Raw genomic sequence first — 18,382 nt, forward strand, 5'->3', positions numbered from 1 at the left:
TTGCCATGCGCATTGATTTCCTGGGCGGGACGGGTACCGTGACGGGTTCGAAGTATCTGTTGACCCACGAAGGCCGCCGGCTGCTGATCGATTGCGGGCTCTTCCAGGGGCTGAAGCAACTGCGCCTGCGCAACTGGGATGCGCTGCCGGTCGACCCTGCAAGCATAGACGCCGTACTGCTGACGCATGCCCATATCGATCACAGCGGCTTCGTGCCTAGATTAGTTCAGCTCGGCTTCAAGGGCAGGGTTTACTGCAGTGAGGCGACACGTGAGCTCTGCGAACTCTTGTTGCCCGACTCGGGCCGTTTGCAGGAGGAAGATGCCGACTATGCCAATCGTCATGGACATTCCAAACACCGGCCTGCTCTTGCGCTTTACACGGAGAAAGAGGCGCGCGCCGCACTCAAGCGCTTCGAGGTGGTTCCATTCGGGGAGGAGTGCTCCCCGTGGCCAGGGTGGTCATGGCGTTTGCGCAAAGCGGGTCATATCCTCGGAGCTGCCAGTGTGCGTGTGGGCTGGAAAAGTTCAAGTCTTCTATTTTCAGGGGATCTCGGACGCAGCAATGATCTCTTGATGCGTCCACCGGAGGCCGCCGAACCCGCTGACTATGTGGTGGTGGAATCGACCTACGGCAATCGCAAGCATCCTGCGGCAGACACCCTCACTGAACTGGCAAGCGTCGTCAACCGCACGGCTGCGCGCGGCGGTATTGTGCTGATTCCGGCGTTCGCTGTCGGGCGTGCGCAGACCCTGTTGCACTGCATGCGGTTGCTCAAGCAGGCGCGGCGCATTCCTGACATGCCGGTATACCTGAACAGCCCGATGGCAGCTGATGCAACGCGCCTTTACAGCAGGCACCTCGACGAGCACCGGTTGAGCCCTGAGCAATGTGACGCTACGAGCCTGAAGGCCGTCATTGTCAACTCCATCGAAGAGTCGCAGCGGTTGAATTCGCTGCAGTTTCCATCGGTCATCATATCGGCCAGTGGCATGGCGACGGGCGGCCGGGTTCTGCATCACCTGAAGGCTTATGCGCCAGATGCCAGAAATACCATCCTGTTTGCGGGATTCCAGGCAGCGGGCACGCGCGGCGCAAGCATGATGTCAGGCGCCGACAAGATCAAGGTCCACGGCGCCTACATACTCCTCAGGGCGGAGGTCGCTAGCCTGGAGACATTGTCGGCCCATGCTGACTGCGATGAGCTGTTGGCCTGGCTGGACGGCCTTCAGGCACCAAAGCGAGTCTTCGTGACACATGGAGAGCCCGTGGCGGCCGACGCATTGCGATTGGCCATCGAGGAACGCCATGGTTGGCCGTGCACAGTACCCGACTATCGTGAATCACAGGAACTCTGATGCGAGTCCGTGCACGCACGGGCGCATGTAGCAAACCTTAAGTTTCGCGGTGACTGGTTGGGTTTCGATGGCATTGCCAGCGGCCACTACGTTATCGGCCGATGCCTGGGGGGCCGATTTCCTGCGTTACTGGGTGGAGGCATTGGCTGAGCGCGGTATGCGAACGTCATCAGCAGGCCCGCCTGGTTTCGTTTCGTCACGCCTTCGATTGCGCTCGTTCTCATGGTTATCCCTACTATTCTTTCTATCTTGTTTATTAAATAGATAGTTGTAGTAGATGTCTGTTGATTTGTGGAAAATATCAAAAAACGATTCATTTTCAACGAATTGCGACAGATTCGCGGGTGTGCGGAACGTGTTCGGCACAGCCATCGCCAGCAGGAATCACTTGGGCCATCCGCCGCAGGCTGTGGATAGCGCCCGACTTGCCCGTTTCTTTTCCACAGACTTGCCAGGAGCCTGTGCCCGATTCAGGAAACGGCACGCGCCTGTCCGTGGCCCAAGGGCAAAAAGCTGAGGCATCAGCCCGCCCTGTACTACGATCTCGGCCATGAGCTCAATTCCCACATCTGATTCTTCTCACGGCACCGACGAACCGGACGACGTCGCCCTCGCGACGATCGAGGCGCTGGACGACGTGCTGGATGAACTGGCCGAACACCACGAGACCCTGCCGTCCTGGGAGTACTGCGAAGGCGCCATGACCGCCTTGCTGTGCACCCGCCGCCCGGTGCCGGAAGCCGAATGGTTGCCGCGCCTGCTGGATCTGGAGGCGGACACCCTGGATGCCGCCACCGGCTTTGCCAGCGAAGCCCAGCGCACCCGCTTTCTGATGAACTGGCTCGCTCGCGAGTCCCAGATCCGTCAGGCCCTGGAGTCCCCGGTCGAATCGCTGGACGATCCGCAGGCGCTTGACCCGGCGATCATGGACTTGCGCGGCCTGTACGCGTCACAGCCTGCCGAGGGGGAGGCCTTCAAGCTCGATGAAGGGGAATCTCTGCCGGCCTTCGCCACGCCCTGGGCACAAGGCTTCATGAGCGTGGTGGAGCTCTGGGAAGAAGACTGGGCGCCGCCGCGCGACAAGGAGATTGCCGCCAACATGGCCGACGCGCTGGAGTGCATTGAAGCCCTGTGCGCCGATGACACCGATCCGCCCACGCTGAACCTCTACGACGGCGACGGGCCGCCCAGCGTGAGCGAGCAGCGCATGGAGGCGTTCGGCGAGGCCATGTGGGCGGTCTATGACCTCTACACCATCGCCAAGAGCCTCGGCCCCCGCATCGACCCCGTGCGCAATGACGCCAAGGTCGGGCGCAATGACCCGTGCCCTTGCGGAAGCGGCAAGAAATACAAGAAGTGCTGCGGGGCATAGCCTAGTACGCCAACACGGAGGGCCGGCTCCCGCCTTCGCGGGGATCGCGAGAAAGAAAACAACGCGCAAAAGATCCACATGGTCCTGAACCTCGTCTGGCTAGGCTTCTTCCTTAGCGCCTTCATCGCGGCGCTGGTTCAGCTCGCTCAGGGCGATCTCACCGTGCTGCCCCGGCTGCTCACGGCCATGCTCGATTCGGCCAAGACCGGGTTCGACATCTCGATCGGCCTGGTGGGCGTCATGGCCCTGTGGCTCGGATTCATGAAGGTCGGTGAGCGCGCCGGCATGATCGATGCCTTCGCGCGCGGCGTGAATCCCGTTTTCCGCCACCTGTTTCCCGGTGTGCCCCCGGGGCATCCGGCCCAGGGCGCCATGACCATGAACATGAGCGCCAACCTGCTGGGCCTCGACAACGCCGCCACTCCGCTCGGGCTGAAAGCCATGCAGGAGCTGCAGTCGCTCAACCCCAAACCCGATACCGCCACCAATGCGCAGATCATGTTCCTGGTGCTCAACACCGCCGGGCTCACCCTGATCCCCACCTCGGTCATCGCCATCCGCCAGACCATGGCCGTCAAGCAAGGGCTGGTGGGCTTCAATGCCGCCGACATTTTCCTGCCGACGCTCCTGGCGACGGCTGGTTCGCTGCTCTCGGCGCTGATCGCGGTGGCGGTCGTGCAACGCTTGCCGCTGTGGCGTGCCGGCCTGTTGCTGCCCATGATGGCCGTCGCATTGCCGGTGGCCGCGCTGGTGATGTGGCTAGGGCGGTTTCCGCCGGACCAGGCCGCGCAGTGGATGGGCGTGATTGGCGCCGGTTTCATCGTGGCGGTGGTGGCCCTGTTTCTGATCGGTGGCGCGGTGCGGCGCGTGAACGTATACGAGGCCTTCGTCGATGGCGCCAAGGAAGGCTTTGGGGTAGCGGTCCAGATCATTCCTTACCTGGTCGCCATGCTGGTGGCCATTGCCGTGTTCCGTGCCGCCGGGCTGATGGAGATGCTCATGAGCGCCATCGGTGCCGGTGTGGCCGCACTCGGACTGCCGACCGACTTTCTGCCCGCATTGCCGGTAGGCTTGATGAAGATCCTGTCTGGCTCGGGCGCGCGCGGATTGATGGTGGACGTGATGCAGACCTATGGCGTTGATTCCTTTGCCGGCAAGCTCGCTGCCATCATCCAGGGCTCGACCGAAACCACGTTCTACGTGCTGGCCGTGTACTTCGGCAGCGTGGGCGTCAAGAACACACGGCATGCGTTGTCATGCGCGCTGTTCGCGGATGTGATCGGCATGGTGGCGGCCGTGTTGGTAGGGTACGCGTTCTTTAAGTGATCCTGTCCAACTGAGCCATGGTTTCAGTCCGGCTTCAATGGTTCACCGGACTTGTGTCCTGAGCCGAAAAATGGCGCTCGAACAAGGCTACCGTCTCGGCCAGGGCCTCGGGGGTCTCGATTCCACGGTGTGCTACGCACTGAGCCTGTGGCACCAATGTGCTCAGCTCGGCGAGATACTCATGAAGCATGTCATCGATTCCGCAGGTGAGCAACGTGGGCACGCGCAACAGGGGGAGCCGGGCTCTCTTGTCGTGCCCGAGTGCGGCGCGGTAGGGAATGTGGAAGGTTCGTGCCGCCTTCAGGACTTCCACCAGCTTGTCGTGCAGCACATGGGCGTTGGGCAGGCCTGCGGGGCGGCGGTGGGTCTTGTCCTTCCTGTACCACGGCCAGAATAGATAGGCATCGCGCACGAAAGACCAGATCAGGTGCAGGTGGCTGCCGTTCTGGTCGATGGTGACCTCAGGCACATAGTGCGCAAGCAGTTCGGCTTGCTCCTGCTCGCCGTAGAGGCCGACGCCGTCCAGAATCAGTGCCCGCACACGTGCCGGATGCGCGATGGCCAGTTCGCTGGCAATGCTGGCGCCCGTGTGAGTGCCATAGAGATCGAAGCGCTCGATCCCCAGTGCATCGAGCGCGTGCCTGTGGGCTTGCGCAAGATAGGGCACACCGACTTCGTGGTGCGCAGGCGCCGATGAATCGCCATTGCCCAGCGTGTCGGGCGCGATCACGTGCCGATGCCGGCCAAAGGCCCTCAACAAGGGCGCAAGCGTCAGCGCTGACCCCGGGGACGCGTGAATGAGGATGAGCGGCGGCGCATCAGGCACCGGCTGGCCGGCTTCGCGATAGTGAACCTGGCCGTCAGGCGTGTCGACGAATCCTCGGCGGATGCGAGGCGAAGCGTGCTCAAGGGGAGGGCTCTTCTGCATCAAAGCCCCAGTTCCCGCGCGATCAGATTCCGCTGCAGTTCGCTGCTGCCCTCGCCGAAGGTGTAAAGCCCTGCGTCCCGCCACATGCGCTGCATATCGCTTTCCATCGAATAGCCGGCGCTGGCCATGATCTGAAGGCCGGTCCGGCTGACGAATTGGAACGCCTCGGTGGCCACCAGTTTGGCCTGGGCCGCTTCAAGCCTGCATGGGCGGTTGGTGGCAATGAGCCAGGCCAGGTGGTACAAGGCCAGCCGTGCCTGGTTGACACGTACCTGCATGTCCGCCAGTTTGTGCTGGATCGCCTGGAACGATCCAATGGGTTTTCCGAACTGGCTGCGCTCCTTGGCATAGGCCACCGTCAGATCGACGGCTTTCTGCGCCTGGCCCACCGCATTCGCTGCCTGGCTCGCACGGCTGTAGTGCAGTGTCGACATCGTGTGCTTGAAACCCTGGTCAACTTCTCCCATGACGGCACTGTCGGCCACCTCGACATCCTCGAAGGCGATGTCCCAGGAGGGCATGCAGTGGTGCCCGACCTTCGCGAGCGGCGTCATCGCAATACCTGCCGTATGCCGCGGCACAAGCAGCATGGTGACGCCTTTGGAGCCTTGGCTGCCGGGCTCGGTGCGGCACGCCACCACCAGGTAGTCGGCTGCATCGGCGTTGCTGATCCACGTCTTGCGGCCATTGATGCGCCAGCCATGGCTGGTGCGGCGCGCTGCCGTGATGATGGCACCCGCGTCCGTGCCGGCCCCGGACTCTGTCAGCGCCAGCGCGAAACGCGCCTGGCCTGCCATCAGCCGCGGAAGCAGTTCGCGTTTCTGCGCCTGCGACCCATACTTGAGCAGGGACATCCCGCCGAACGAGACCGTGGTGCCGAACAGCGTGGCCGCGATACCCGCGTGGTAGGCAAGGCGCTCGATGACCAGCACCGCGCTGCGCCAGTCCTTGCCCAAGCCGCCCCACTCCTCCGGAATCGGGAGGGCAAAGAGGCCTAGCTCACCCATCAAAGGCAGCAACTGCCACGGCGTCTCGTGGCTTTCGTCGGCCTTGCGCAATTTCTCTGGCGGAAACTCGCGGGCCATCATGCGGTCGACCGAGTCGAGCAGTGCGCGGTCTTCCTCGGGAATCTCGAAGTCAATCATGGACGTGCAGGGAAATTTTTCAGAGCGGGCTCAGTCGGCTGACCAAGTCAGCCTTCACGATCTTGCCGGACGAATTTCGGGGCAGGTCATCGACGAAGAAGATCTCGCGCGGGACTTTGTAGCTTGCCAGGGCTTGCCGGCAAAGCGCAGTGAGGCTGGCCTGGTCCACTTCGCCCTTGCGTATCACGAACGCCGCGACTTCTTCGTTGAATTCGCGCGACGGCCATCCCACCACGGCGGCCTCGAGTACCGCAGGATGGCCTCTGAGCGTGGCTTCGATTTCCTGCGGATAGATGTTGACCCCGCCTCGGATGATCATGTCCTTGGAGCGTCCCTTGAGGAAGAGATACCCTTCGTCGTTCATTTCACCGAGGTCACCCGGGTAGAACCAGCCATCGCGGAAGGCTTCCTGGCTGGCTTCGGTGTCTCCGTAGAAGCTTTCGGCCATGGAGGCGCTTCGATAGCGAATATGTCCGATCGTCCCGGGGGGACTGGCTGGTGGTCGCTATCGACCACCGAGACTTCGACACCAAAGGCCGGACGGCCGACGGAGTCGCTGTAGCGCGCTTGATCACTGGGCGACAGCACGGAGATACCGCCGCCTTCCGTGGAGGCGTAGTACTCCGAGAAGTTGGCGCACAGGCTCTCGCGGATCTGGCGGCGTTCCTCGGGGGCCAGCGCCGATCCCGAGGAGATCAAGGTCTTCATGCGGCGCAGCGGAGCCAGCACCGACGGATCGCAATTCAGCAGCCGCCTCAGGAGCGTCGGCACCAGGAACATCACGCTACCCTGCGTACGCTCTACCTCGGCGGCGAGTTCTTCTGGCGTATAAGGTGGCGGGCACAGCACGGCCGTTCCGCCCGCGTACAGAGTGGACATCGTGAAGGTGCGGCCTCCGCCGAAGTACAGCGGCGTCGCATTGACATAGCGTTCCCGGCTGCCGAAACCCAGGTCGGCCCATTGGGTGTAGAAGCGGTTGATGAGCCGCTGGTGCGACAGCATCGGTCCCTTGGGGCGTCCTGTCGTGCCCGAGGAGAGCGACATGACCAAGCCTCGGTCACCATCCGGAAACCCGCTGCGCGGCTGAGCCTCGCCCACGGCGTTCAACCATGCGGTGTCCGCCTCCTGGCAGACCTGGCCATCGAATGATTCACCGGGTTCAACCATGGTCAATGACGCCTTGAAATGCTCGGCGACCCTCTGCTTTTCAAAGGGCTTCCATCGGCAATCGATGGGCAGCACCACCGCGCCGGCGCGCGCTATGGCAAAGAGCATCAGAACATGCTCGATCGTGTCCTTCAGTGCCAGACCGACCACCTCGCCGGGCCGTGTCCGGTGCTGCAGCCATGCGGCGCGCTGCGTGACTTGCGCATCGAACTGCGCGTAGTCCAACGACTGATCGCCTTGGATCAGCGCTGGCTGTGTCGGGCGCTGGCGTCCGTGCAGCGCGATTTGGTCCGCGATGTTCGGGATGCGGGTGCTCATGCTTGATCACCCTTGTCCAACCCGTAGATGCGCAGCGCATTGTCTCGCAGCAACTTTTTCTTCGCGGCGGGCCGCAGTTCCAAGGCCTCGATCTCGGCTCGTGTGCGCTCGAAGCCCAGCACCGGAAAGTCCGTGCCGAAGATCACCTTGTCCTGGCCGAAGGTGTTGATGTAGTGAACGAAGGAGGCTGGCCAGTACTTGGGGCTGTGCGCGTCGGTGCCGATATAGACGTTCGGGTGCTTCCAGGCCATGGCGATCATTTCCTCGGTCCATGGGATCCCTACGTGTATGCCGATGAGCTTGAGCTCGGGGAAATCGCAGGCCACAGCATCCAGCGCGATCGGCCGCCCCACACTGCGCAAGCGGTAATTGGGATCGTAGAGCATGGACTGGCCCACCTGCAGCTGGACCGGCACGTCGAGTTCGACGCACTTGGCATAGAAGGGGTACCACTTGGCATGATCAGGCGCCAGTTCGAACCAGTGCGGATAGAAATGGGCGCCGATGAAGCCGTATTCCTTCACGCCCTTTTCCAGCAGGCGTACGCCCGCCATGCCTTCCGTGGGGTCGAGGCCCGCGAGTCCCGAGAACCGGTCCGGGTACTGGTTGACTGCTTCGGCCACCATCTCGTAGGGAATGTGATAGGCCGCGCGGTGCTGGTAAGGGCCATTCTTGGCGGCAATGAGGAAGGAGCGTTCGATGCCGGCGACGTCCATGCGGCGCAGCATGTCTTCGTGCGTCAGCCCCTGGAGGGTTTCTTCGCTCACCTTCATCTTTCCGCCGTAGAAAGCATCCCGGGGAGGCCGGATGGCGCGGACTTCCGGAGTCCAGATATTGACGACGGTGTCGATCGCGAGGATGTCGTAGCTCATGTGTTTCCTTGGTGAAAGGGCGAGCCGCTCCGAGACCGCGCGCGGCCTGGGCTGCTCTGGATGGGGGGACAGCACCATGCCGCCTTCCGGCAGGAAGGCGGTCGGGAGGGGCTATGTCAGTTCAGTGGGCGCGGCCGTTTCAGGCGGCGCAGTGTCAGTCGAGGTGCGCCGCCTTGGCTGCGGCGGCCCACCGCGGGATCTCGGACTTGATCATGGCTGCATAGGCCTCGGGCGTCAGGGGCGCCGGCTCCATGCCGCCGTCTTTCAAGCGTGAGACGATCTCTGGCATCTTGAGGATCGCGGTGACCTCGGTATTGAGTTTCTTGATGATCTCCGGAGGCGTATTCGCCGGGGCCATCAGGCCGTACCAGCCATTGACCTCGAAACCCGGCAGTGTTTCGGCCACGGCGGGAGTCTGAGGCAGGGCGCTGGAGCGTTTGGTGGTGCTCACGGCCAGGGGGCGCAACCGGCCTTGCTGGATCAGACCGAGCGCCCCGCTGAGATTGACGAAGGCCGAGCTGATTTGGCCACCGAGGATGTCGGTCTGAATGGCACTCGATCCCCGATAGGGGACGTGAACCATCTCGACCTTGCCCGCGTCGGCAAGCATCGAGCCGGCCAGGTGCGTATTGCTGCCGATGCCGACGGAACCGTAGGACACCTTGTTCGGATTGGCTTTGGCGTAAGCGAGGAACTCCGCCAGGTTGTTGGCTGGAAAATCGCTGCGCACCACCAGAACGGCAGGGCCTGAAGCGATCAGGGTGATGGGGGCGAAGTCCTTGACGGAATCGTAGGGTGGCTTGGGCTGCAGCGATGGTGCAATGGCGATCGGGTTCAGGTGCGAGAAGAACAGCGTATAGCCATCGGGTTTGGCGCGGGCGACATAAGTGGCGCCGATGGTGCCGTTGGCGCCGGACTTATTGTCGATCACCACCGGTTGCCCAAGGCGTGTGCCCAACTCCTGGGCGATCGGCCTGATGAATGAATCCGACGGCCCGCCAGCGGCCCAGGGATTGATGATCGTCACCGCCCGCGTGGGGTAGGCGCCATTGGCGGAGGCGCCCACGCTCGCGGCCAGCAGGGCGAACAGGATGCCCCGGCGTTTCAATCCATCAAATGTGAAATTCAGCAATGACACGGAAGTCCTTTCATTAAACAGAACAGATCCAGGCAAGGCTTGCTTCAGGGGAAGGTGCCTTTATAATTCATCTAGTGAATAGCTATTTCTATAGATGAATAGTTAATTCATTCTGAGGCGAAAGATATGCCAAGTCAAGGCTTCGTTGCGAAGTAAGCTGAGAGACCTATGAGAAAGAAAACCAATGCGGGCCCTTCCGGCGCCCAGGCAGCACCCGAGACAGTGCTTGAATCGTCCAGGCCGGCTGACGAGGCAGAAGATGCCGCGGAAGCTGAAGAGCCTTTTTTGGTGACTGCGCTGGCTCGTGGCCTGAGCATCCTGCAATGCTTTACCGCGGAGCGGCGGGATCTCGGTACTAGCGAGATTGCACGGCTCACCGGGCTGCCGCAGCCCACCGTCTGGCGCCTATGCAGGACCTTGTCGCATCTGGGCTATCTGGTTCCGGGTGTGATGCCTGACCGGTTGCGTGTGGGGGCTGGTGTCCTGAGGCTGGGGCACGCGGCCATCATGCGCACAGGCATTGCGCCGGCCGCGCTGCCCTCCATGCGCAAGGTGGCTGACCGCTTCGGTATCTCGGTGTCCTTGGCCGAACGCCAAGGAAATGACATGGTGGTGATACAGCGTGTCGAAGCGCCCAGCATCCTGCATCTCAGGTTGCATATCGGTTCGACGCTTGAGCTGGGCGACTCTTCCGTGGGTTGGGTCTGGCTGGCGGCGCAATCGGCTGACAACCGCGAGGCCGCGCTCAAGCAACTGCGCAAGCACTATGGCGCCAACTGGCCCGAGATATCCGGCAAGATCGACGAAGCCCTGAAGGAGTATGCAAAGCACCGCTTTGTCTTCAACTTCGCGAAATCCCATCCCGACGTGAACGCGATCGGCGTACCGGTGATTTCTCCTGATGGTCGCCGAATCATGGGGCTGACCTGTGGCGGAACCAAATCCTCGCTTTCACCGGAGAAACTGATCGACGAAGTGGCGCCAGAGATGCTGGCGTTGGCTGAAAAGATCGCTCCGCTGCTGGATCTGTCGGTCGATCAATGAGATTCAGTCAGGGCCCTGGGGCGAATCTGATCCAAGATCCAGTGGACGGGTGCAATGCTCTACCATCCAAACTTTTGCTCCGGCAGGATCCATCCGTGAAAGTTCGAGAACGGCTTACTCCTCAATTCCTTTCATTGAGCCCTGCGCCGCAGGTGTTGGCATGACCGAGGGGGAGGATCGCCTGCCGCCATTGCCGGAGGCGGAATGGAGCGAGGCGCAAAGACGCGAGGCCCTCGAAGTCATCCAGGGCCCCCGCGGTGCGTTGATTTCCCCATTCGTTCCCCTGCTGCGCAGCCCGGAGCTCATGGGGCATGCGCAGCGGATGGGCGAGTATCTGCGCTACCGCAGCAGCCTGGGGCTGAGGCTTTCCGAGTTCGCCATTTTGCTGGTGGCCAAGGAGTGGGCGCAGCAGGTCGAATGGACGATCCATGCGCCTATTGCCGAGCGCGAGGGTGTGTCACGGACCACCATCGAATCCATCGCAGCGGGTGAGCGGCCGCCGCGGATGGCCGAAGATGAGGCGGTGATCTATGAGTTCGTGATGGAGTTGCGCGCGGCGAAGGCGGTCAGCGACCCGACCTGGCGCCGGGCTGTCGAGCTTTTCGGCGAGCCTGGTGTGATGGACCTGACCGGCATCGTGGGTTACTACACATTCCTGGCCATGGTGATGAACGTGGCGCGCACGCCGCCGCCCGAAGCCGGGAGAGATTGCCCGCCCTTGAGGCCCACGCTCCCACTATCCTGAGTTATTCGTCGCGCCACTGCAGCGCCCGCTGATACAGGGCGTTGCGCGGCTGTCCCGTGATCTCGGCGGTCAGCTTGACGGCGGTTTTGAGAGGGAGCTCGGCCAGCAGCAGGCGCAGCACCCGGTCGTCATCGCCCGGTGCGTTGCTGGTTTCGGCCGGATGCAGCACCAGTGCGAATTCGCCGCGTTGGCGCTGCGGGTCTTCGGCCAGCCAGGCGGGCAGGCCGTTGCAGGGCAGGGTGGCAATCTGTTCGAACTGTTTGGTCAGTTCCCGACCCACGGTCACGCGCCGTCCGCCCAGCGCGGCCAGTGCGTCGGCCAGTGCCGTGATGCGGTGCGGCGCTTCCAGAAGAACCACGGCCCGCGGCTCCTGTGCCAGCGCGTCCATGGCGGTGCCTCGTTCGCCAGCCTTGGCGGGCAGAAAGCCCGCAAACACAAAACCGCCGTCGCCCAGCACCCCGGCGGCGCTCAAGGCACAGATCACGCTGCTGGCGCCGGGCAAAGGCACGGCGCGCAAGCCAGCGGCATGGGTGGCGGCCACCAGCCTCGCCCCCGGGTCGCTGACCGCGGGGGTGCCGGCATCGCTCACATAGGCCACGCGCTGGCCTTCCTGGAGCCGGGCAATCACCGCCTGCGCGGCTTCGGCCTCGTTGTGCTCATGCAGCGCGATCAGTTCGTTGCCCGCGCGGTGCAGGCCCACGGCGCGCAGCAATTGTTGTGTGTGGCGGGTATCTTCGCAGGCAATGGCGTCCACCATGGAGAGCACGTGCAGGGCGCGCAGTGTCATGTCGGCCAGATTGCCGATGGGGGTGGCCACGACATACAGGGCGCCGGATGGATAATCCTGCCCCCCGGCGGCGGCGTGCGCTGCCTCCAGCGCGCGCTGGAACGATGGCTTTCCGATGGGTTGGGATTCGGGGGCGGATACGGACATTGTTTTTTAGAAAGCGGAGACAGCTTGGATGGCGCTGTGGACACAAAAACGGCCTAGCACCCGTGAGCGCGGCGAATCGGCCGAAGACACTGCATTGGCACGCCTGGAGGGGGCCGGACTGCGTCTTCTCGAGCGCAATTATCGGACGCCCGGGCGCGGTGGTGGGGAAATCGACCTCGTGATGCGGGATACGGGGGGAACGCTGGTGTTCGTGGAAGTGCGCGCCAGGGCGGGGGCCGGTCACGGCGGCGCGGCGGCCAGCGTGAGCGCAGTCAAGCAGCGGCGCATCATTTTCGCGGCCTACCATTACCTGAGGCGCTTTCGGGCTCCCCCGCCATGCCGCTTCGACGTGGTGGCGATCGACGGCGAACGCATCCAGTGGCTGCAAGGGGCGTTCGATGCGGGTTGAAGATGGACCTCTGGGGGCTGATGCGATTTGAAACGCATGCTCCTGAATTTGAACTGGCTGGCTGAGCTGAGCGCCATGTCCAGCGTTATGATTCATCCTCAATGCTCGCGCAACGCATTCAACAGCAATTCATAGACAGTGCCGACCTCCAATACCAATGGGCGGAGTCGTTGGCTGCCCCCGTGGCTGAAGCCGCGCAGGCGCTGCTCGCCTGTGTCACTGGTGGTGGCAAGATCCTCATATGCGGCAATGGCGCTTCGGGAGCGCTCGGGCAGTACCTCGCCGCCTTGCTGATTGGCGGGTTCGAGCGTCCGCGTCCGGAGCTGCCGGCCATGGCGCTGGGGACTGATGCTGCCACCCTGACGGCGGTTGCGCGGCGGGGTGAGTACGCCGATGCCTTCGCGGCCCAGGTGCGTGCGCTGGGCAACGCCGGCGATGTGCTGCTGGTTCTTTCTTCCAATGGCCGCGCCAGCAACCTCGTACGGGCTGCCCAGGCGGCGCACGAGCGCGAGATGAGCGTGATTGCGCTCACCGGCGCGGGCGGAGGCGATCTGGGAATGCTGCTGCGCGAGACCGACGTACACGTCTGCGTGCCGCACGAACGTACATCGCGCATCCATGAGGCACATCAACTGGTGCTGCATTGCCTGTGCGATGGTCTTGATATTCAACTTCTGGGCGAACAGGAGAGCTCTGGATGACTTTTTCCGTGAATCGGTTGGCAGGTGCCTGCCTGCTGGCAGCAGCGGCTGGCGCGGGGCTATCGGCCTGCGTTCCGTTGGCGATCGTGGGAGGGGCAGCGGGTGCCGGCACCCTGGTGCTGACCAGCGAGCGGCGCAGCAATGAAACCCAGACGGCCGACAACACCATCGAGCAGAATGCGCAGCAAAGCGTGATCAACGCTTTGGCTGGGCGCGGGCATGTCACGGTGACCAGCTATTACCGCAAGGTGCTGCTGACGGGGGAGGTGCCCACCGAGCAGGACCGGCAACTGGTGGAGTCTGTCGTGAAGGGCACACCCAGCGTGACGAGCATTGTCAACGAGCTGGCCGTGATGCCGAACTCGGGGCCCACGCAGCGCTCCAACGACACCTACATCACAGGCAAGGTCAAGGCCCGCTTCCTGGATGCCAATGGCGTGCCCACCAGGGCTATCCGGGTGGTGACCGAACGTGGCAGCACCTATCTCATGGGGCGCTTGACCGCGCAAGAGATGGCGGTGGCGACGGAGGTTGCCCGGCAGACGGCTGGGGTACAGAGGGTGGTGCGCGTGATCGACCTGATCGCCGATCCGGCTGGGGGAAGTGTCAGCCCCGCCGCATCTCCCGCCAGCGCGGCTACAGGTGCCGTGGCACCCGTTACCGGGGAGGCTGCGCCCGGGGTCGTGACTCAGCCGGTGGTGCAGACGACTGTACAGGAAGCGCGTCCGCCCATTGAGGTGCAGACGCTGCCGCCAGCCAAGTAGTGTTGGGTGCGGGACCTACTTCAGGCGCTTGATCAAGCTTGAAGTATCCCAGCGTCCGCCTCCCATCTGCTGCACATCGGCATAGAACTGATCCACCAGCGCGGTCACCGGTACGCGGGCGCCGTTACGTTTGGCTTCATCGAACACCAGGCCGAGGTCCTTGCGCATCCAGTCGACGGCAAAGCCGAAGTTGAATTTGTCCTGCGCCATGGTGGCGCCGCGGTTGTCCATCTGCCAGCTCTGCGCCGCTCCCTTGCCAATCACCTGCAACACTTGCTCGATGTCCAGCCCGGCACGCTGGCCGAAGGCGATGGCTTCAGACAGACCCTGCACCAGGCCGGCGATGCAGATCTGATTGACCATCTTGGTGAGCTGGCCGGCGCCGCTGGCACCCATCAGCGTGAAGGCGCGGGAGAAGGCCATGGCCACCGGCTTCACCTTGTCGAACACGGCTTCGTCGCCGCCGCACATCACTGTGAGCAGGCCGTTCTGTGCGCCAGCCTCGCCACCTGATACTGGCGCATCGATGAAGTGCAGGCCGCGGGCGCGAGCGGCCGCATCCAGTTCGCGTGCCACGGTGGCCGAAGCGGTCGTGTGATCGACGAAGACCGCATCCGGTTTCATTCCCACAAGGGCGCCGGTATCGCCCAGCACCACCGAACGCAGATCGTCATCGTTGCCCACGCAGCAGAACACGATGTCGGCATGGGCGGCAGCCTGTGCGGGGGTGTCGGCGCGCTGCGCTCTGCCGGTGGCGGCCAGTTGCGCGCAGAAGGCTTCAGATTTGGCGGGGGTGCGGTTGTAGACCGTCACGCTGTGGCCGGCCAGCGCCAGGTGGCCGGCCATGGGGTAGCCCATCACGCCCAGGCCCAGGAAGGCCACCTGGCGGGAAGGGGTGGGGTCGTAGGTTTTGGAGTTGATTGGCGTGCTCATTGGGATAAAGATGGATCAAGGAGATTCGTCATTCCCGCGCAGGCGGGAATCCAGAGGGCGTTGGCGGGGCTGCACGGGATTCCCGCCTGCGCGGGAATGACGGAGGAGAGGGTTGCCGAGTTAAAAAACATCGTTCTTTGAACACGCCTTTAGACAATTTGCAGGTGTTCGGTGCCCGCGGCCAGATCCTGCGATTTTGCACGCTTGCTGGTCAGCTTGATCTGCAGGCGGAGGTCGTTGGCCGAGTCGGCGTTGCGCAATGCATCCTCGTAGGTGATGAGGTGATTCTCGAAAGCGTCGAAGAGCGCTTGATCGAAGGTCTGCATGCCGATCTCTCGGCTTTTCTTCATGATCTCCTTGATCTCGGAGACTTCGCCTTTGAAGATCAGGTCGGAAATCAGCGGCGAATTCAGCATGATCTCGACAACCGCCGTCCGGCCTTTGCCGTCCTGCCGGCCGATCAGCCGCTGAGACACCAGGGCGCGCAGGTTGAGAGAAAGATCCATCAGGAGCTGCGGGCGCCGCTCTTCCGGGAAGAAGTTGATGATGCGGTCCAGCGCCTGGTTGGCTGAGTTGGCGTGCAGGGTGGCCAGGCACAGGTGGCCGGTTTCGGCGAATGCCACGGCATGTTCCATGGTTTCGCGGTCGCGGATCTCGCCCATCAGGATCACATCGGGCGCTTGCCGCAGCGAATTCTTCAGGGCGACTTCCCAATCGTCGGTGTCCAGGCCGATCTCGCGCTGCGTCACGATGCAGTTCTTGTGCGGGTGCACGAATTCAACCGGGTCTTCCACCGTGACGATGTGCCCCTGGGAGTTGATGTTGCGCCAATCCACCATGGCTGCCAGCGTGGTCGATTTGCCGGAACCGGTGGCGCCCACCAGAATGGCCAGCCCCCGCTTGGACATGGCCACGTCCTTGAGGATCTGGGGCATGCCCAGGTCGTCGATCGTCGGCAGCTCGGAGGGGATCACCCGCATCACCAGGCCGATCTTGCCCATTTGCACGAAGGCGTTGCAGCGGAAACGGCCGATGCCTGGCGGCGAGATCGCGAAATTGCATTCCCTGGTGCGCTCGAATTCGGCCGCCTGCTTGTCGCTCATCACCGCGCGCACCAGTGCCAGGGTATGCGCGGCCGTGAGCGGCTGCGCCGACACCTTGGTCACCTTGCCATCGACCTTGATCGCCGGCGGAAAGTCCGCGGTGATGAACAGGTCGCTGCCCTTGCGGGTCAGCATCAGCTTGAGCAGCTCATTGATGAATTTGCTGGCCTGATCGCGTTCCATGTGCGTTCCTCATTCAGTGATCATGATGATCCAAAGTCAAACTGATCCAAAGTCAAACGGCCGCGGAGCAGGCCTTTCGGGGCTGCCGCGGAGCTGGCTTTGCCCGGCCGCTGGCGGCGTCCCCTGGGGGAAGGCGCGAAGTGCCTCAGGGGGCACGTCACCCTGGGAAGTTTTCGGGGGTTTTGGCTTTGCCCCGCGCTTCTGCCACACTGATCACATTGCGCTTGACCAGATCCGTCAGGTTCTGATCAAGCGTCTGCATGCCGGCGCTGCCGCTGGTCTGGATGACCGAATACATCTGCGCCACCTTGGCCTCCCGGATCAGGTTGCGGATGGCGCTGGTGCCGAGCATGATCTCATGCGCCGCCACACGGCCCTGGCCGTCCTTGGTTTTGCACAAGGTCTGTGAAATCACCGCCTGCAGCGATTCCGAGAGCATGGTGCGCACCATGTCCTTTTCTTCCCCGGGGAACACGTCGACGATACGGTCGATGGTCTTGGCGGCCGACGAGGTGTGCAGCGTGCCGAACACCAGGTGCCCGGTCTCTGCCGCGGTCATGGCCAGCCGGATGGTTTCCAGATCGCGCAATTCCCCCACCAGAATGGCGTCCGGGTCTTCCCGCAGGGCCGATCTCAGCGCGGAGGAGAAGCTCTGTGTCGTCGAGCCCACTTCACGCTGGTTGATCAGGCATTTCTTCGATTCGTGCACGAATTCGATCGGATCTTCCACCGTGAGCACATGGCCGTATTCGTGCTCATTCAGATGGTTCACCATGGCCGCCAGGGTGGTGGATTTGCCGGAGCCCGTGGGGCCGGTCACCAGCACGAGGCCTCGGGGCTTGAGAGCCAGATCGGCAAAGATCCGGGGCGCTCCCAGCTGTTCCAGTGTCAGGATCTTGCTGGGAATGGTCCGCAGCACTGCCGCGGCGCCGCGGGCCTGGTTGAAGGCGTTGACCCGAAAACGCGCCAAGCCCTGGATTTCAAAGGAAAAATCGATCTCCAGAAACTCTTCGTACATCTTGCGCTGGGTATCGTTCATGATGTCGTAGATCATGGCGAACACCTGCTTGTGCTCAAGCGGCTCCACGTTCAGGCGCCGCACGTCGCCATGTACCCGGATCATTGGCGGCAGCCCCGCGGACAGATGCAGGTCGGACGCCTTGTTCTTGACGCTGAAAGCCAGAAGTTGCGTGATGTCCACGGGATTCCTCGATCGGGTTCGTAGTTTCAGTTTGATACGCTGTAGGGATTATGACGACGATTGCAGACAGTATTCAAAAAGTACGCGAACGGATTTCGGCAGCCTGCGAAAGCGCGGGGCGGAACGCGGCGGATGTGTCACTGCTGGCGGTGTCCAAGACCTGCGGGCCCGAAGCCATACGGGAGGCCCATGCGGCGGGGCAGCGCGCCTTTGGCGAGAACTATGTGCAGGAAGGCGTCGAGAAGATCGCCGCGCTGCGTGATCTGCCGCTGGAATGGCATTGCATCGGGCCGATCCAGAGCAACAAGACACGGCTGGTGGCCGGGCATTTTGACTGGGTCCATACGATCGACCGGCTGAAGATCGCGGAGCGGCTGTCGGCACAGAGGCCGGAGGGCATGGCGCCGCTGCAGGTCTGCATTCAGGTGAATGTGGATGGCGGGGCGACGAAATCGGGCGTGGCGCCGGGTGAGGCGCTGGAGCTGGCGCGGGCGGTGGCGGCGCTGCCTCGGCTGCGTTTGCGGGGCGTCATGAGCATTCCCGAGCCGGTGTCTGATTTTGCCGAGGCGCGCGCGGTGCATGGACGGGTACGCTCGGTGTTCGAGCAGCTTCGCGGTGCGGGCTTGCCGCTGGATACCCTGTCGACGGGCATGAGCGCAGACCTTGAAGCGGCCATCGCCGCTGGCAGTACCATGGTGAGAGTCGGCACGGCCATCTTTGGCGCCCGCGGCTGACACACTT

At 63.0% G+C, this 18,382-nt stretch carries 19 protein-coding genes; 9 read left to right on the plus strand and 10 right to left on the minus strand.

What is annotated here, in order from left to right:
- Positions 1-5 precede the first annotated feature (5 nt).
- The 3 genes from WJU18_RS05310 to WJU18_RS05320 all read left to right on the plus strand — a co-directional run bounded on the left by WJU18_RS05310 (position 6) and on the right by WJU18_RS05320 (position 4,056).
- Positions 6-1,358, plus strand: coding sequence for an MBL fold metallo-hydrolase (locus tag WJU18_RS05310; RefSeq protein WP_423459085.1), 1,353 nt, complete (start codon positions 6-8; stop codon positions 1,356-1,358).
- Between the two features lie 550 nt (positions 1,359-1,908).
- Positions 1,909-2,730 carry a UPF0149 family protein gene (locus WJU18_RS05315; protein WP_423459086.1) on the plus strand — a complete coding sequence of 274 codons (822 nt, stop codon included), beginning with the start codon at positions 1,909-1,911 and terminating at the stop codon, positions 2,728-2,730.
- Positions 2,731-2,808: 78 nt separating this feature from the next.
- Positions 2,809-4,056, plus strand: coding sequence for a nucleoside recognition domain-containing protein (locus WJU18_RS05320; protein WP_423459087.1), 1,248 nt, complete (start codon positions 2,809-2,811; stop codon positions 4,054-4,056).
- Positions 4,057-4,090: 34 nt separating this feature from the next.
- Here the strand turns inward: WJU18_RS05320 and WJU18_RS05325 are convergent, their stop codons facing one another.
- From WJU18_RS05325 to WJU18_RS05350, 6 genes are all read right to left on the minus strand, one after another.
- On the minus strand, positions 4,091-4,984 hold the full coding sequence (locus WJU18_RS05325; RefSeq protein ID WP_423459088.1) for an alpha/beta fold hydrolase: 894 nt from the start codon (positions 4,982-4,984) through the stop codon (positions 4,091-4,093).
- Entirely contained in the window at positions 4,984-6,129 is a 1,146-nt protein-coding gene (locus WJU18_RS05330; RefSeq protein ID WP_423459089.1) for an acyl-CoA dehydrogenase family protein, read from the minus strand. Before WJU18_RS05330 ends, WJU18_RS05325 begins: the two co-directional genes overlap by 1 nt.
- 19 nt (positions 6,130-6,148) lie before the next feature.
- Positions 6,149-6,577 (minus strand): class I adenylate-forming enzyme family protein, encoded by a 429-nt coding sequence (locus tag WJU18_RS05335; protein WP_423459090.1) that lies wholly within the window; start codon positions 6,575-6,577, stop codon positions 6,149-6,151.
- Positions 6,490-7,614 carry a class I adenylate-forming enzyme family protein gene (locus tag WJU18_RS05340; RefSeq protein ID WP_423459091.1) on the minus strand — a complete coding sequence of 375 codons (1,125 nt, stop codon included), beginning with the start codon at positions 7,612-7,614 and terminating at the stop codon, positions 6,490-6,492. Before WJU18_RS05340 ends, WJU18_RS05335 begins: the two co-directional genes overlap by 88 nt.
- The gene (locus WJU18_RS05345; protein WP_423459092.1) at positions 7,611-8,486 is read right to left on the minus strand and encodes an amidohydrolase family protein; all 876 of its coding nucleotides are present in this window, start codon (positions 8,484-8,486) and stop codon (positions 7,611-7,613) included. Before WJU18_RS05345 ends, WJU18_RS05340 begins: the two co-directional genes overlap by 4 nt.
- 154 nt (positions 8,487-8,640) lie before the next feature.
- On the minus strand, positions 8,641-9,624 hold the full coding sequence (locus WJU18_RS05350) for a Bug family tripartite tricarboxylate transporter substrate binding protein (protein WP_423459093.1): 984 nt from the start codon (positions 9,622-9,624) through the stop codon (positions 8,641-8,643).
- A gap of 168 nt (positions 9,625-9,792) precedes the next feature.
- Here WJU18_RS05350 and WJU18_RS05355 point away from each other — a divergent pair, with 168 nt between their 5' ends.
- On the plus strand, positions 9,793-10,668 hold the full coding sequence (locus WJU18_RS05355) for an IclR family transcriptional regulator (protein WP_423459094.1): 876 nt from the start codon (positions 9,793-9,795) through the stop codon (positions 10,666-10,668).
- A 160-nt stretch (positions 10,669-10,828) separates the two neighbouring features.
- Positions 10,829-11,413, plus strand: a complete 585-nt coding sequence (locus tag WJU18_RS05360; protein ID WP_423459095.1) for a carboxymuconolactone decarboxylase family protein — start codon at positions 10,829-10,831, stop codon at positions 11,411-11,413.
- A 1-nt stretch (position 11,414) separates the two neighbouring features.
- On the opposite strand, the gene rsmI is transcribed toward WJU18_RS05360, so the two are convergent.
- A complete protein-coding gene (rsmI, locus tag WJU18_RS05365) occupies positions 11,415-12,347 on the minus strand; it encodes a 16S rRNA (cytidine(1402)-2'-O)-methyltransferase (RefSeq protein ID WP_423459096.1) in 933 nt (310 codons plus the stop codon).
- 28 nt (positions 12,348-12,375) lie between these two features.
- On the opposite strand from rsmI, the gene WJU18_RS05370 reads away from it, so the two are divergent.
- From WJU18_RS05370 to WJU18_RS05380, 3 genes are all read left to right on the plus strand, one after another.
- Positions 12,376-12,756 (plus strand): YraN family protein, encoded by a 381-nt coding sequence (locus tag WJU18_RS05370; RefSeq protein ID WP_423459097.1) that lies wholly within the window; start codon positions 12,376-12,378, stop codon positions 12,754-12,756.
- A 101-nt stretch (positions 12,757-12,857) separates the two neighbouring features.
- Positions 12,858-13,457, plus strand: coding sequence for an SIS domain-containing protein (locus WJU18_RS05375; protein ID WP_423459098.1), 600 nt, complete (start codon positions 12,858-12,860; stop codon positions 13,455-13,457).
- Positions 13,454-14,221 (plus strand): BON domain-containing protein, encoded by a 768-nt coding sequence (locus WJU18_RS05380; protein ID WP_423459099.1) that lies wholly within the window; start codon positions 13,454-13,456, stop codon positions 14,219-14,221. Before WJU18_RS05375 ends, WJU18_RS05380 begins: the two co-directional genes overlap by 4 nt.
- 15 nt (positions 14,222-14,236) lie before the next feature.
- Here the strand turns inward: WJU18_RS05380 and WJU18_RS05385 are convergent, their stop codons facing one another.
- The 3 genes from WJU18_RS05385 to WJU18_RS05395 form a co-directional block, all read right to left on the minus strand.
- Complete coding sequence (locus tag WJU18_RS05385; RefSeq protein ID WP_423459100.1) at positions 14,237-15,154, minus strand: NAD(P)-dependent oxidoreductase; 918 nt, start codon at positions 15,152-15,154, stop codon at positions 14,237-14,239.
- Positions 15,155-15,303: 149 nt separating this feature from the next.
- Positions 15,304-16,440: a PilT/PilU family type 4a pilus ATPase gene (locus WJU18_RS05390; RefSeq protein ID WP_423459101.1), complete on the minus strand. Its 1,137-nt coding sequence runs from the start codon at positions 16,438-16,440 to the stop codon at positions 15,304-15,306.
- A gap of 157 nt (positions 16,441-16,597) precedes the next feature.
- Entirely contained in the window at positions 16,598-17,641 is a 1,044-nt protein-coding gene (locus tag WJU18_RS05395; protein WP_423459102.1) for a type IV pilus twitching motility protein PilT, read from the minus strand.
- Positions 17,642-17,691: 50 nt separating this feature from the next.
- On the opposite strand from WJU18_RS05395, the gene WJU18_RS05400 reads away from it, so the two are divergent.
- Positions 17,692-18,375, plus strand: a complete 684-nt coding sequence (locus tag WJU18_RS05400; RefSeq protein ID WP_423459103.1) for a YggS family pyridoxal phosphate-dependent enzyme — start codon at positions 17,692-17,694, stop codon at positions 18,373-18,375.
- Positions 18,376-18,382 lie beyond the last annotated feature (7 nt).

The organism is Ottowia sp. VDI28 (assembly GCF_049532675.1).
GTDB lineage: Bacteria > Pseudomonadota > Gammaproteobacteria > Burkholderiales > Burkholderiaceae_C > Ottowia.

Coding starts and splice junctions, on each gene's coding strand:
- WJU18_RS05310 (WP_423459085.1), top strand. CDS start 6: ATGCGCATTGATTTCCTGGGCGGGACGGGTACCGTGACGGGTTCGAAG.
- WJU18_RS05315 (WP_423459086.1), top strand. CDS start 1,909: ATGAGCTCAATTCCCACATCTGATTCTTCTCACGGCACCGACGAACCG.
- WJU18_RS05320 (WP_423459087.1), top strand. CDS start 2,809: ATGGTCCTGAACCTCGTCTGGCTAGGCTTCTTCCTTAGCGCCTTCATC.
- WJU18_RS05325 (WP_423459088.1), bottom strand. CDS start 4,984: ATGCAGAAGAGCCCTCCCCTTGAGCACGCTTCGCCTCGCATCCGCCGA.
- WJU18_RS05330 (WP_423459089.1), bottom strand. CDS start 6,129: ATGATTGACTTCGAGATTCCCGAGGAAGACCGCGCACTGCTCGACTCG.
- WJU18_RS05335 (WP_423459090.1), bottom strand. CDS start 6,577: ATGGCCGAAAGCTTCTACGGAGACACCGAAGCCAGCCAGGAAGCCTTC.
- WJU18_RS05340 (WP_423459091.1), bottom strand. CDS start 7,614: ATGAGCACCCGCATCCCGAACATCGCGGACCAAATCGCGCTGCACGGA.
- WJU18_RS05345 (WP_423459092.1), bottom strand. CDS start 8,486: ATGAGCTACGACATCCTCGCGATCGACACCGTCGTCAATATCTGGACT.
- WJU18_RS05355 (WP_423459094.1), top strand. CDS start 9,793: ATGAGAAAGAAAACCAATGCGGGCCCTTCCGGCGCCCAGGCAGCACCC.
- WJU18_RS05360 (WP_423459095.1), top strand. CDS start 10,829: ATGACCGAGGGGGAGGATCGCCTGCCGCCATTGCCGGAGGCGGAATGG.
- rsmI (WP_423459096.1), bottom strand. CDS start 12,347: ATGTCCGTATCCGCCCCCGAATCCCAACCCATCGGAAAGCCATCGTTC.
- WJU18_RS05370 (WP_423459097.1), top strand. CDS start 12,376: ATGGCGCTGTGGACACAAAAACGGCCTAGCACCCGTGAGCGCGGCGAA.
- WJU18_RS05375 (WP_423459098.1), top strand. CDS start 12,858: ATGCTCGCGCAACGCATTCAACAGCAATTCATAGACAGTGCCGACCTC.
- WJU18_RS05380 (WP_423459099.1), top strand. CDS start 13,454: ATGACTTTTTCCGTGAATCGGTTGGCAGGTGCCTGCCTGCTGGCAGCA.
- WJU18_RS05385 (WP_423459100.1), bottom strand. CDS start 15,154: ATGAGCACGCCAATCAACTCCAAAACCTACGACCCCACCCCTTCCCGC.
- WJU18_RS05390 (WP_423459101.1), bottom strand. CDS start 16,440: ATGGAACGCGATCAGGCCAGCAAATTCATCAATGAGCTGCTCAAGCTG.
- WJU18_RS05400 (WP_423459103.1), top strand. CDS start 17,692: ATGACGACGATTGCAGACAGTATTCAAAAAGTACGCGAACGGATTTCG.